Origin of the sequence: Paenibacillus sp. MY03 (assembly GCF_002165585.1) — a bacterium.
In the GTDB taxonomy this organism is placed as follows: Bacteria; Bacillota; Bacilli; order Paenibacillales; family Paenibacillaceae; genus Pristimantibacillus; species Pristimantibacillus agaridevorans.
Map to the genome: position 1 here is coordinate 22,182 of NZ_MXQD01000043.1, position 13,500 is coordinate 35,681.

At 45.5% G+C, this 13,500-nt stretch carries 10 protein-coding genes; 1 reads left to right on the forward strand and 9 read right to left on the reverse strand.

Annotation, left to right across the window (positions count from 1 at the left end):
* Positions 1 to 46 precede the first annotated feature (46 nt).
* From B1748_RS27200 to B1748_RS27235, 8 genes are all read right to left on the reverse strand, one after another.
* Entirely contained in the window at positions 47 to 1,747 is a 1,701-nt protein-coding gene (locus tag B1748_RS27200; protein WP_087571101.1) for a type 2 periplasmic-binding domain-containing protein, read from the reverse strand.
* Positions 1,748 to 1,775: 28 nt separating this feature from the next.
* Positions 1,776 to 2,666 (reverse strand): carbohydrate ABC transporter permease, encoded by an 891-nt coding sequence (locus B1748_RS27205; RefSeq protein WP_087571102.1) that lies wholly within the window; start codon positions 2,664 to 2,666, stop codon positions 1,776 to 1,778.
* Between the two features lie 12 nt (positions 2,667 to 2,678).
* Positions 2,679 to 3,590: an ABC transporter permease gene (locus tag B1748_RS27210; RefSeq protein WP_087571103.1), complete on the reverse strand. Its 912-nt coding sequence runs from the start codon at positions 3,588 to 3,590 to the stop codon at positions 2,679 to 2,681.
* Positions 3,591 to 3,740: 150 nt separating this feature from the next.
* Positions 3,741 to 5,981, reverse strand: coding sequence for a helix-turn-helix domain-containing protein (locus tag B1748_RS27215; protein ID WP_179215852.1), 2,241 nt, complete (start codon positions 5,979 to 5,981; stop codon positions 3,741 to 3,743).
* A gap of 92 nt (positions 5,982 to 6,073) precedes the next feature.
* Positions 6,074 to 7,144: a sialidase family protein gene (locus B1748_RS27220; RefSeq protein ID WP_087571105.1), complete on the reverse strand. Its 1,071-nt coding sequence runs from the start codon at positions 7,142 to 7,144 to the stop codon at positions 6,074 to 6,076.
* 12 nt (positions 7,145 to 7,156) lie between these two features.
* The gene (gene pdxA, locus B1748_RS27225) at positions 7,157 to 8,164 is read right to left on the reverse strand and encodes a 4-hydroxythreonine-4-phosphate dehydrogenase PdxA (RefSeq protein WP_373271309.1); all 1,008 of its coding nucleotides are present in this window, start codon (positions 8,162 to 8,164) and stop codon (positions 7,157 to 7,159) included.
* A complete protein-coding gene (locus tag B1748_RS27230) occupies positions 8,152 to 9,456 on the reverse strand; it encodes a four-carbon acid sugar kinase family protein (RefSeq protein WP_179215853.1) in 1,305 nt (434 codons plus the stop codon). Before B1748_RS27230 ends, pdxA begins: the two co-directional genes overlap by 13 nt.
* Before the next feature lie 11 nt (positions 9,457 to 9,467).
* Positions 9,468 to 11,174, reverse strand: a complete 1,707-nt coding sequence (locus B1748_RS27235) for a PrpR N-terminal domain-containing protein (RefSeq protein WP_179215854.1) — start codon at positions 11,172 to 11,174, stop codon at positions 9,468 to 9,470.
* 339 nt (positions 11,175 to 11,513) lie between these two features.
* Between B1748_RS27235 and B1748_RS27240 the strand changes: the two genes are divergently transcribed.
* On the forward strand, positions 11,514 to 12,413 hold the full coding sequence (locus tag B1748_RS27240; RefSeq protein WP_087571109.1) for a nucleoside hydrolase: 900 nt from the start codon (positions 11,514 to 11,516) through the stop codon (positions 12,411 to 12,413).
* A gap of 82 nt (positions 12,414 to 12,495) precedes the next feature.
* Here the strand turns inward: B1748_RS27240 and B1748_RS27245 are convergent, their stop codons facing one another.
* Positions 12,496 to 13,467 carry a 2-hydroxyacid dehydrogenase gene (locus B1748_RS27245; protein ID WP_087571110.1) on the reverse strand — a complete coding sequence of 324 codons (972 nt, stop codon included), beginning with the start codon at positions 13,465 to 13,467 and terminating at the stop codon, positions 12,496 to 12,498.
* Positions 13,468 to 13,500 lie beyond the last annotated feature (33 nt).

Sequence of the window (13,500 nt, forward strand, 5' to 3'; positions counted from 1 at the left end):
TAACGCTCTGACGGTTTCTCTATGATGCCATCCATGGATTAAATCATTACTTCGTGCTTGCAAACCAATCATTCGCCTCTTGGGTCAATACCTCTCCGCCGGCGCTAAGCCACTTGGCAACGGTAGAATCGTAAGTCGCGTCGATATCAACCTCGCCCAAAATAGCTTTCATAATATACTCTTGCAGCATTGCGCTAAGATCCGGATATTTCGACTCGGAAGCAAGAGGCGCCTTCACGGCATTGCCAATACCTGTATGGTTGGTTATCGGCTTGGTCTTCTCATAACGTTGTACCGCGCGCGGACCTCCGAATGCCGACAAGAAATCCGGATTGGTCGCGAACAATAGATCGAAGAATAGTCCCGTGCCCAGGTTTTTACCTTGTGGATGATATTCGGCCGACTCCGTCCAGCCTTCCTTCATAACCCTCTGTCCGGCATCGTTATATTCCCAAACCTTGCCTTCCGCACCAAACTCGATCGAAACGTATACATCTTCATTAGACACAAGCGTATTGAGTATGGTCAGCAACCTTTCCATCTTCTCATCATCATTGGCCACTTGCTTGCCGAAAACGATGAAACGCGATAGAAGATTACCCACTAATGTGCCTGATTGACCATCGGGTCCGGTTGGCGGCGCCATATTCACATATACGGGCTGCGGTCCCGATTCAGGAACGGAATAGAAGGGTTCCGTCACATACGTATTCGCTGGATCGCCGAAAAACTCTTGCCATTCCGGATGCTGCGCTACCCACTTCGCATTTAGATGTCCATCGTTGTCCCACTGTTGGTCATCATATGAGATATTGTCCGCATAACCAATGCGGCCTGCCGAAAACTTATAAGAAATATCGTCTTGCCCGCTCGTTCTTGACTTATCGGTAATGAATTCCGGATCGATTAAGTCCATGCTCTTCCATTTCGCAAGAAGCTTCAAGGCTTCTTTGGTTTCATTTAATGTAAATCCGTACTGGAGCTTGCCATCGCGCTCAAGCCAGAGGAAGGGATTTGTGTTGTACGCGCCGAAGAGCGAGTTAAACCAGGAATGAACGTTGTCGCTTCCCATTGACATGGCATAGGTATTTTTTTTGCCATCCTGGTCCGGGTCATTATTGCGGAATTTCACGAAAACTTCTTCTAATTGTTCAAGCGTTTTTGGAACGTCGCTGCCGACATTCTTCAGCCAGTCACCACGAATTGAAAGGGCATATGGCGCAGTAGCGGCATCTAAACGAGGCAGACCATAAAGAGTACCATCCAAGCTGCCATATGTGAACACATTCGGATCTTGTTTGACGACGATGTCATAATAGTCTGGCGCGAACTTCTTAACCATATCGAGCGGAATGCCCGCAAGGACATCGTTTTTTACGTAACCAACCAATTCGCTTGTGCTAATATACATAATATCCGGAATATCACCACTGGCAAGTAGAAGATTCAGCTGCTGACTATCATCGATACGAACCGGCGTAATCGAGACATTAAACGTTTCCTCCATTAATTTCTGCGCGTAGGTGCCATCTTCAAATGGATAGTTCGGACCTTGCCACTTCAAGGCGACAGTCGCTTCTTTTGCTTCGGCGTCGTTATTGGAACCTTGATTGTTTTTTGAATCCGGGCTCGAGATCGGGCTTGCATTTGATCCTGATGTGTTTGATGGCTCGTTTTTCCCGCAAGCTGAAACTAACAAGGCGAAAACTAAAATCACCGTAAGTACTATGCTGGATTTCCTCTTCATTGATACTTCCCCCCAATTTTGGATTCATTTAACCCTTAACCGCGCCAACCATAACGCCTCGTACAAAAAACCTCTGAATAAACGGATACACACATAAAATAGGAACAATGGTTACCATAATCGCCGCAGCGCGAATGGATTCCGGCGCCGGCATATCTTTTTTCTGGACGGAACCCAAGCTGTTAATAAGCTGATCATTCATTGCTGCATTCTGTTCGATCACCAGTCGACGAATATGAACGCTGATGACATGTTTGTCCATAGAATTGATATAAATCAATGAATCGAACCAAGCATTCCAATGGTTTACGGCTTGCCATAAGCCGATCGTAGCGATGACAGGCAGCGAAAGCGGGATGATAACATGCGTAAATATTTTAATATCGCCTGCCCCGTCAAGACGGGCAGATTCTTCAAGCTCCTCTGGAATGCTCATAAAGAAATTACGTATAATCAACAGATAAAAAGCATTGACCATAGGTCCCAGTACGAGAATCCAAACATTGTCCAGCAATCCAAGATTGCGCATTAACAAATAAGATGGGATGAGACCGCCGCCAAAAAACATGGTAATAACGAATATCGTGGTGTAAATCTTCAAATGCGGCAAATATTTTTTTGATAACGCATACGCTGCGCCAGACATTACAATTAGCGATAAAACCGTGCCTGCGACGGTCCGGAATATCGTGCTTCCATAACCCGAATACACATAATTCATGGACAAGAACTTGCGATACGCTTCTAACGTAAAACCTTCCGGCCACAAAAATAAGGCAAAATCCCTGCTGTACAACCCTGCTGACGTGCTTAATGACATATTGATCAAATACACGAACGGGTACAGGATGGACAAGCAGAAAATAGTAAGTGCGGCATAGTTAAAAATGTCGAACAAAGAAAGACGTTGTTTCCCCACAGCTTGCCTCCTCTACCATAATCCTGTATGGCCCATTCGATTGACAATTTTATTCGCTATCAGAACCAGTACTAATCCAACGCCATTTTTAAATAAGCTTACTGCAGTGGATAAACTATAATTCCCTTGCTCCAGTCCGGCTCGATAAGCATAGGTATCTAGTATATCGGCGACCTCGAACACCTTGAAATTATAAAGATTAAAGATCTGATCGAAGCCCGCGTTCAGAATACTGCCCACCTGCAGAATCAACATAATCGCAATGACATTGGCAATGGAGGGGAGGGTAATGCTGAACATCTGGCGAGCTCTACCTGCACCGTCAATCTTCGCCGAGTCATAGAGCTGCGGATCGATGCCGCTAATGGCGGCCAAGTAAATGATGGAGCCCCAGCCAATGCTTTGCCATATATCCGATGCAACAATGATGGACAAAAACCAATATTTGTCCGCCAAAAAATAGATCGTTTGACCCCCGAAGAGTTCGATGATTTTATTGACGACGCCGTTGGACGGAGATAACATCTCCATCATGATGCTTCCAATGATCACCCAGGATAAGAAGTGCGGCAGGTAACTGATATTCTGCGTAATACGCTTGAATGCCGTACTGCGAATCTCGTTGATGAACAGCGCGAGCACGATTGCGCCGCCAAAAGTAAATATCATCTTCAGGCCGCTGATCACGACGGTGTTGCGCAAGATGCGGGTGAAGTTTGTACTTGCATTAAACAGCTGGTGGAAATGCTCGAATCCGACCCAAGGGCTTGCCCAAACGCCTTTCGTAAACGAATAATCCTTGAAAGCAATTAATACTCCATACATTGGCGCATAATTAAAAATAATCATGTACGCTAAAGCCGGGAGGAGCAATAGGAATAAAAATTTATACTTCACGTATGACTTCCAGGTTACTGAGCCCATGTAAACACCCCCTTTTTCGCAACCGCTTTCATGCCTTCGAAGTCAATTTAAACGAAAGCGCTTTACGAAACAATCTCAACAATTTGGGATACCTTCGTTTTCTTATCATTTGCTCGAAAACGCGGGGGATTCGGGGAAAACTTCACTTTTTTATGATTCCTTCACTTCCTTCAATTCCCTTAATTCCTTGATTTCACTGCTTCGAACATGTAATTTATATTGATTCGGCGTCATCCCGAATCTGCGTTTGAACCGTGTAATAAAGTAGGTGCTATTGGTCATCCCGACTTTGCCGGCAATCTCCTCTACCTTTAAATTGCTGCTCTCAAGCAGCTCTTTGGCTTTCATCATTCTCAACTCGGATACATATTCGGATACCCCGATATGGAAGGTTTTTTTAAACAAAGCCGAAATGTAAGTGGCACTTATAAACGTCTTTTGAGAAAGCAGCTCTAATGAAATCTCCTCATGATAGTGTGTATCGATATAGCTCTTAACACTCTGCATAAGGATATGGTTCGTATTCTCCTCTACATGCAAGGAAAAAATGTCGGCAATAAACGTCTTCAGCCATTCTAAAGCCTCGAATATATCTCCCTTGCCATAGAACTCCTCAGGAACGTTTTTATAAACGAGCATACTTTCCCCGCTCTTTGGTTCGACCTCCATCATCTTTTGGGTCACGAGCTGCATGATTTGATGGATGATGAGCTCCACGCTCTCTATGCGGCAGCTTTGCTTGGATAGCTTAACGGCGATACAATCAAGCAAACGATGTATCTCTTGAACATTATGAGCTTCGAAGGCCTGGACAAGCTGCCGATAAAGCTCTGGTATACGAAACTCTCCCATGCTCGCGACAGCACTGCTATACAACACCACGGATTTTTCCTTTGTTAAGAAGTGATGCTTGAGCGCTCTGAGCGCCTGCTCGCAGGAGGAGTGCAACTGGCCTAGTCCTCTGACAATCGATCCGGCGCCTACACGGATCGGAAATGCGAATGTGCCTGCTAATAGGGAAGTCGCCAATTCAATTCGTTCGAACACAACATTTTCGTCGGTTTTAAAATTAATAACCACAACAATGATATCTTTGGAATAAGAAGTGATCAGCACATTATAATCCGTCATTAATCCCGATTGAACAACAGCATATTCCAATTGCTCGAATACGCTTTCATTCATGTCCAACTCATTTATTTGAAAAGCTGCAACGACACTTTGCTCTTCATGCAGGATATGGCTTATCTCTGCATTGCTTTCGTCATCGATAATGCCTCGCAGCAATTGATTAAGCCTGCTCTTGTTTACCTGCATCCTAAGGGCATTTACGGATACATGCATATTTTTAATCGTATCGTTAATAAAAGCGTAGGCATTGCCATTCAACTCATGGGTGCCGCTCGTATGCAATAAGTGGGCAATAATTTGTTTAATGGGTCTATATTGATTGATCGCGACAAATAAGGCTACTAAGAGACCTACAATCAAAGTGCCTAACGATACATAGATGATTATGTTCTGAATATAACTGGATACGCGAAAAAAATCGCTAAGCGGCATGATTAATGTATAGGTCCAATCATTATAGCTCGATGTATGGTTAAGCAGCATAACGTTTTGTCCATTGATCTCACGAATATTCAGCTGCTTATCTTCTTTTTGACTTGCTTCGATCAGATCATTTGCCTGAGTCATAGCATAGCGAGCTGAAGGATCCGACTGCACAACAATTTCATTGTCATGATTGAGAATGAGTATGGCTTCGTTCGGATTAATCAACTGGCTGCGCAGCATATTGGAAATATATTTGCTGTAAATATTAATATAAAAAATAAATACGGGCTCCCCGTCCTGCTTTAATGCCGAAGCTCTTGCGTAGCTGATGACCTCTCCTGTTCTTTCGAAGGTTAGATTAGCGTCCTCCTTAAATGGAAACCATTTTTTATTGCCGTTCTGATCCGTCATGAAATGATTCACAAATTCGTTTGTAACCGTGGACTGATACTCATATTTAATGCCTCTGCTGGATATCAGCGTCTTCTCTCCTGGATAATAAATATTAAGAGATTCAACGAACGGCAGCACGGCAATCAGCTTCTTTAGCTGTCTGTTCGCTTCGACATGGCTATACCCTCCGGAAAAATCCAAATTCTGCGGGGCAAGCAATTGCTCTAACACAATCTTCTCAGCCGGCTCGAGCACGCCTAACTCGATAATCGAGTTCACATAAGTCATCCGCCGAGCATTAATATCCGACATTTCCTTTTCTACCATATTCGTGATCATGCCCATCAGTATTAATCCGATCAAGCCTATGATCACAACAATCATAAGCACATTCCAAATAAAATACTGCTTTAGAACGCCGAATTTAAGTTGATATTTCATATTGGCCTCCATTAATAATGATTTTACGCCCTCAACTCATCGTTTGAGGGCGTAATTGGCATTATGTTATTCAATTGATTGCAACACTACAATTATACTCTTAAAATCGTTCCGCCAATATAGCGAACGCCAATCGGATCGCTTTTGTCATTAAAATAATAAGAGATCAATAGCTCTCCCGGCCGCACCTCTACTGCTCGAGGATAACCTAAGTCAAGACTCCCGCCATCATCGCGCAAAATCAGCTCGGGTCCCCATGTCGCGCCGTTATCCTCGCTAATTCGAGCGCGTACGCCATAACCAGGACGTCGATAGCCATATACCGCAAACAATCGTCCGTCTTCCATTAGAGTCAAATGAACGGTATCCCCATGATCATTAATTCGCGAGACAAAACGCCAGGTCAACCCGCCATCATCCGACGCATATAATTCATCCCATGCCGCAATCATGTCTGGTTTGCATCTTACGGATACCAAGATCGTGCCGTCCTTCATTAATACTGGGGAAGGACAGATCATCCGATATTCATTGCTGTTCGGCATTAATGAAATAAGCGACCAGCTTACTCCATTGTCAAAAGAGGCGAACACAACGGGACGGTCATGCGGATTATTTTTCGGTTGCGCCGTTAAAAACAGGAGCACCACGCCATCCGGACGAACGATATAGGAAGGTCTTCCCTGGTATCTCGGAATATCGCATTTAGGAAGAGCAGCCGGCTTTCCCCAAGTTTCTCCGCCATCTCTGGACATCTTTACCCATGCAGTCGAATTCGGCTCTCCGGAATTAGGCGAACACCAGCATTCCAATAAAACATTTGGATCATTAAAGTCGAAACCTTCGGTATATGCAAATGGCCTTTCAAACAGCAAATCGTGGGTTGTCTTCACATTATCGGCTATTTCCGACGCCTCGCTCCATGTGTGTCCGCCATCCCTTGTTCGTACAGACTTTATTTTACTATATACTTCGACCCGTCCATGCTTGCGATTGGCGGGATTGGAATAATCGCATGGAATATTCATAAACCCTACTAGAATATTATTTTCATTAATCTTCCACATGCCCGCGTTAAAAGGCCATGAGCTGAACTCCCCATCATTTCTATAAATCGTAACATGCTCCATATTCTCTGGTCTTACGGGTTTGTTATATTCCATAAGTAATCACTCCTAGTCGTGTAAGGTTAAAGGCGACAATTCTATAGCCGAATGAATCGCTTCAATCAAGCTGCTTTCATCAGCCAGATTTTGACCTGCAATATCAAAAGCCGTGCCATGATCAACGGAGGTTCTTATAATGCCGCCGTTTAATCCGACAGTGATGTTCACTCCCGATTCAATGCCCAGTACTTTTACGGGTGCATGACCTTGATCATGATAACAAGCGACAACAATATCAAAGTCGCCGCGCATAGCCCTGAAGAACAAAGTATCTGCTGGATAGGGGCCCGTAACATCAATCCCTAGCGCGACTGCGCGTTCAATAGCCGGTACCAGCTTCTCCTCTTCCTCTCCATTTCCGAATAATCCATTTTCTCCTGCATGCGGGTTAATTCCGCAAACAGCAATTTTGGGATTCTCATTTCCCGCTCTCTTCAACGTATCGTAAGCAAGCCGAATGACATTAAAGGTTCTATCCGGCGTAATCATTTCGATGGCTTTCAGCAATCCAACATGAGTAGTCAGGTGGATGACTTTCAGCTTAGCCGTCGAGAGCATCATCGAATATTCCTTCGTGCCGGTTAAGTCTGCTAATATTTCGGTATGTCCCGGATAGGGATGTCCTCCCAGTTGCAGCGCTTCCTTATTTAGAGGCGCTGTACAAATGGCATCTATGAATCCCTCCTTGGCCAATTCGACTGCTTTTGCTACATAATGAAAGGCAGCATTGCCAGCTGCGGCAGAGAGCTTTCCAAACGGAATATTTTTCTCCAAAAGAGCGAGATCCAGACAATCCATACTGCCATAAGCGAATCGCGCATCCTTCAGTTCATTCATGTTATGGAGCCGCATGTCCGACGCATGAACAACCTCTATCGCTCTCTGCAGAATCCGGGCATCGCCGATGACTACGGGGCGACATTTTTCGTAAATCGATTGATGCCGAAGCGCCTTAACAATGATTTCCGGTCCGACGCCTGCTGCATCCCCCATTGTTATTCCTATTATCGGTTTAATTGTCTCCCACCCCCTGTAAACGTTTCCAAGGCTCGCTGCAATACTTCATCTCCGCCGAAGCCACCCGCTTTCGTAATCACGTTAATTCCCTTGTGAACAGATAATCTGCCCACAGGAACGCCTGCTTCAATCTCTGTAATCAACTCGAATTCCCCTGCCCCCAAATGCAAGCAAACCTGCTTGGCCGTATCTCCGCCTGTCAGCACCAGGTTGGATATACCGCATTGCTTAATAATGCGTGCCGCCGCCTTTCCTAGTGCGTCGCTTATCGTGTTGCTTACTTGATTGGCGTCCATGCCCTGCTCTCTTCCTTGCCTTCGAGCGCTCTGTACCGTTGCGGGACCGGCTGACGAATAAAGAATGACATTTTGTTGAACGAGTAGAGCTTGAAGAGCCAAATCGGAAACTCGTTCATACTCTGTATTTCGTCCTTCTTCCGTCAATGCCAATAACGAATTCAACTCGATCCCTATGTTATTTTCTTGCTGCAATAAGTAATCCAACTGCCGCCTGGATGCCGCGTGCACACTGCCAACTACAACCATAACCAAATCAGAATCAGTGGAAGGTTGTGCTTTATTCGATTCCATTGCCGAGACTTGGGTCGTTAAAGCGTAGGCCAATCCTGCTGATCCCGACCAAATCACATGGTAATCCCCCCCTCGGAATAATCCTGCTATGTTCGCCAGATCCTCGTCCGTTTCGGCATCGAAAAGCAGATAAGGAATGCCCGCTTCATATAATTGTTTCATTCTCTCGGTCAGCCGTGCGCGATCGCCTCTTAGCAGCTCGGTTGTCAGGAGAGCGAACGGTTTTTCCGATTGCTCCTTTAACAACTCCGGAAGATAGGAGTTCGTTGACGGATTTTTGGGGTCCTTCGATGCAGCTGTCTCATGAAGCAATGATCCATTAACAAACATGCTTCCGCTTTTCATGACTCTTCCCATCTTGGGATAAGAAGGTGCTATCACAATGAAGTCCGGTTGAAACGCGCGATAAATGGCATCCCATTCCCCGCCTATATTCCCTCTAAGCGTGGAATCAATTTTCTTATAGATGATTTCGGGCAGCACTTCTTGTTGTTTAATGTAATCACATACTCTATCGACCCGTTCAACGGCTTCCTGCTTAGATAAAGAACGGCTGTCTGTATCGAATGCAACAACATCCTGTTTACTGGAAATTTGAATCTTAAGGTCCAATAAAACCGTGGTCGATAACCCTTTCCGAGAAAACTGCACGCCTGTATCATTTGCTCCTGTAAGATCATCCGCGATTATAGCAACCTTCACTAGCACACACCCTATCCCTTCAGCTTTCTCCATAAGGTCGAACGATTAATGCCCAATCGATTGGCAGCGTGCGATTGATTCATGCCTTCCTGCTCCAATACGATTTGAATAATGTCTTTTTCTATGTGATCAAGAGTTTGATTTAAATTCAGTCCTGTAAGCTCTGGATCTAAGGAACCCTTGTTTTTTTGATTTTGCTGCAAGCCGTAAAGGATGGGCAACACATTCGTATCAATGTACTCACTGGAAGTATGTTGGACAAACTGCTCCATAACATCTTTGAGCTCGAATAAATTGTTTGCCCATGAGTGATCATGTAACGCTTCTATAACTTCCGGTCGAACACCCACTATTTGTTTTCCGTATTTTTCGTTGAATGAGATTAGAAAAGCGCGTATATATTCCTCTAAATCCTCCCTTCTTTCATGTAAAGGAGCAATGTAAACAATCTGTTTTTTGAAGAAGTTGTAAAGCTTCTTATCGATTTGCGTTTGCTCCAGCATAAAGACGGGATCTTCGAGAAAGGAGAAAACCGTCTTGGCCGCGACCTTTTCTAACGCAATTGCGAACTCCTCTTGCGCTGTAAGCGTCAAGTTCTCGGCGCCGCTAATATATAAAATTTGATCTTCATTGCATATCGAAATCAGGGCTAACAATGCTCTGAACGATGCCTCGGCCGATTTGAATATTTTGATCTCAACCATAGTCTTCGAATGATCCATCAAGCTGCCAAGAACAAACAGCCGTCTGCCCGCTCCCTCTTCTCCATAAACGGCCATCGGAAGTGTATAGCTCGCCTTTTCTTTCGAATAAACGGCTTGCGTCATTATTAATGGCGGGAATGTATGGTTTAATCCGGCGGAATAGCCGAAATGTATGTCGGCATCAGCAGCTTGCGCGGCAGGTCTGGCCTTTAAGTAATACACTTTCAAATCGCTTTCCATTGGGATTTCATCTCCGGTAAGAGCGAATTGTCCTTCTTGGTCAACCATCATCATTTGATGATCCAGTGTAATTCCCTGGCCTAGATTAACTAGCAGTTTTTGCAAATAGGGGTAGGATCGAAATAGATTGGATTGCGACTCTTTCAGTTTCAATAAATCCCTAAATGCTTGGTTTGCATATTTGACTGTCCCCTCTTGGTCTACGATCGCATATCCCGTCTCCATCGTGCTCAGAAGGGTTTCGAATGCTTGGTTCTTAACCTTATAGGTTTGGGATATCTTATAGATTTGCTTGGCTTGGGTAAATGCCGCTTTAACGGATTCTGGACCAGAAGTAATTAATACCCCCTGCATTCCGTGCCCCGTTGCCTTCTTTACGGTAATGTTGTCTCCAACGATCACTTTGACTCCCTTTGATTTTGCCGCTTGCAGGGCTTGATCAACTTCGTCCTGATGATGGATAACCGTGTAGGATATATCCATATCCATCAAGTTCGAACCCGAGATAATCCCTTCAATCACATTCCGAAAACCAATCATCTCCACGGGCGCCTGAAATCCCTTAACCAATGTCAGCATTCGCAATATATCAAAGCCGGATACCTGAATATCAATGACGGGGAGGTAGGAATGTTTACTAAGCAGAGTCGCCGTTCCCCCCCGGCTAATGATCAAGTCGTATCCCTGTAAATGAAAGCTATCGATTTGGGGGAGAACCTCCGAGAGATCTCCTTGTATGACTGTAATATCGAACTCCTCCAGATCGGCTTTCAAGCTGTTTGTCAGCTCTGCCAGTCCAGCATAAGGCGCCACGACTAAAGTTTTGATGCTCATAAGATTGCTCCTCCCTTTATCGTTTATTGTTTAATTATGCAACTAAATAACATAATATCGATTTTGTATTTAGTATATCTCATAAAAATTTTAATTAATAGTCTGTTTTCCCGTTTTAACTGTATCATTTTGCAACACTTTATTCGGAATGAAGCATACTATCAAAAAAACATGCAGGAGCAGAGAATACTTATTGACAAACGAAGTTTGCGTGTTCAATAATGGGGCAGAACCTTAATATTCCAGCGATGTTCATTTTAATAACCTAAGGAGAATCTCATGAACCGAATAATCGTAGATACCGATATCGGAGACGATGTGGATGATGTGCTTGCGCTGACGTTTGCTTTGCTATGTCCGCACCTGGACATTAAAGCCATCACGACCGTAACGCCCTGGGCCGAGAAACGTTCAAAAATAGTCAAACATTTGTTGAAGTTGATCGGGAAAACAGACATTCCAGTCGGTTCCGGCATTGAATTGCCGATGCGAGGTTTGTCCGACGAAGAGCTTGCTAAGATGACAACCGAAAAAAGGTTAAATCAATACGCGGCGATTCCTCTCGAAGAGCGTGAACAGGAAGAAGAGAGGGTAAACGCGGCGGAGCTGATTATCCAAATGGTTGAGCGTTACCCCCAGGATATCTCAATTGCGGCAATCGGACCGTTAAGCAATATTGCTTTGGCTTTGCGTCTCCGGCCGTCCATTGCATCCAAAATCCGCAGCATTGCGCTGATGGGCGGCGAGGTGCAAGTTCACCGTCAGGAGCACAATATCACTTGGGATCCGGAAGCGGCTGAGGTGGTGCTGACATCCGGTATCCCGCTGTTCTTCGGTACCTGGAGCGTAACCCGCCAGTTGATCCTGTGCCCGGAGGACTGCCGTATAATCGAGAACAGCAACGCCGAGCTTGGCGTTTTTCTCGGAGATTGCATAAAGCGGTGGTGGCCGAGCAAAGGAAGCAAGCCAGGACCGGTAATGTATGATCTTGCTCCGCTTGCGTGGTGCTTTGATCGCTCTTTCTTCGAGACCCGTCCGATGCATCTTCGTGTAGAAACTTCAGGTAAATTGACCCGTGGAATGACAATAGCATCCGATCGGACGCCAAATGCGGAGGTTACTACCGGGATGAAATCGGAAGCGCTTCATCAATTGTTTATGGAAACCGTCAGCGGCTGATTTTATGACGAATAGCAATGAGCCATAGCCCCTCTCCCATCCCGATTTACAGGATGGGAAGGGGCTATTGTCTTCACGGTTCCTACACGATCGGATTCACCAGATGCGCCGGACGATGACCGCTGATCGCATCCATCAATTGATTAGCGGCCAAACGCGCCATTTGGATACGCGTTGCAACACTGGCGCTGCCGATGTGAGGCAAACTGACCAGGTTTGGCAAAGTCAACAACGGATGATCGGGGACTACCGGCTCGCGCTCGAACACGTCCAGGCCGGCGGCCCAGATCGTGCCGTCTCGCAGCGCCTCGTACAAAGCATCCTCATTGACAATGCCGCCGCGGGAGGTATTGATAAGTACAGCTGTCGGCTTCATCCGACGCAGCTCTGCCGCGCCAATCAAATCATGCGTCTGTGGAGTATAAGGTGTCAGCACACAAACGAAGTCCGACATACGAAGCAACTCGTTCATATCGGTGTATCGAATGCCGTAAGCTTCTTCCGTCTCTTCCTTTCGTGTTCGGTTGTAATACAACACATTCATGTTAAAGCCTTTGGCACGCCTAACCAACGCTTCGCCGATGCGGCCCATTCCGATAATACCGAGAGTAGAGCCAAACACGTCTTGACCCGTCAGCAACATAGGCGACCAGGTCTGCCAGTCTCCTCTACGCAAGTATTCCGAAGCCTCCAGCAGCCGCCGTGCAGTCGCCATCAATAGCGCGAAAGTAAGATCCGCCGTTGTTTCTGTCAGTACATCAGGTGTATTGGTCACCATGATACCTCGTCGTGTCGCCGCTTCTACATCAATGTTGTTGTATCCTACCGCCATATTACTGACTATCTTTAATCGGGGAGCCCGCTCCAAAAGAGCCTCGTCGACCTGATCAGTCAGTAAACAATACAAGCCTTCGACATCGGCAATCTCTCGTTCCAAAACATCCCGCGGCACCGGCACATCGCTCTCCGGCCATACACGCACCTCGCAGGCCTGCCGAATCATTGCCAAAACTTCATCCGGAATATGTCTTGTAACGTACACTTTTGGTTTCATATTTACCATACCTTCCATCATGCTTTTAAATCG

Bases quoted from the DNA above. Each gene is read 5' to 3' on its own strand.
- B1748_RS27215 (WP_179215852.1), bottom strand. From the start codon at position 5,981: ATGAAATATCAACTTAAATTCGGCGTTCTAAAGCAGTATTTTATTTGG.
- B1748_RS27240 (WP_087571109.1), top strand. From the start codon at position 11,514: ATGAACCGAATAATCGTAGATACCGATATCGGAGACGATGTGGATGAT.
- B1748_RS27200 (WP_087571101.1), bottom strand. From the start codon at position 1,747: ATGAAGAGGAAATCCAGCATAGTACTTACGGTGATTTTAGTTTTCGCC.
- B1748_RS27220 (WP_087571105.1), bottom strand. From the start codon at position 7,144: ATGGAATATAACAAACCCGTAAGACCAGAGAATATGGAGCATGTTACG.
- B1748_RS27245 (WP_087571110.1), bottom strand. From the start codon at position 13,467: ATGAAACCAAAAGTGTACGTTACAAGACATATTCCGGATGAAGTTTTG.
- B1748_RS27210 (WP_087571103.1), bottom strand. From the start codon at position 3,590: ATGGGCTCAGTAACCTGGAAGTCATACGTGAAGTATAAATTTTTATTC.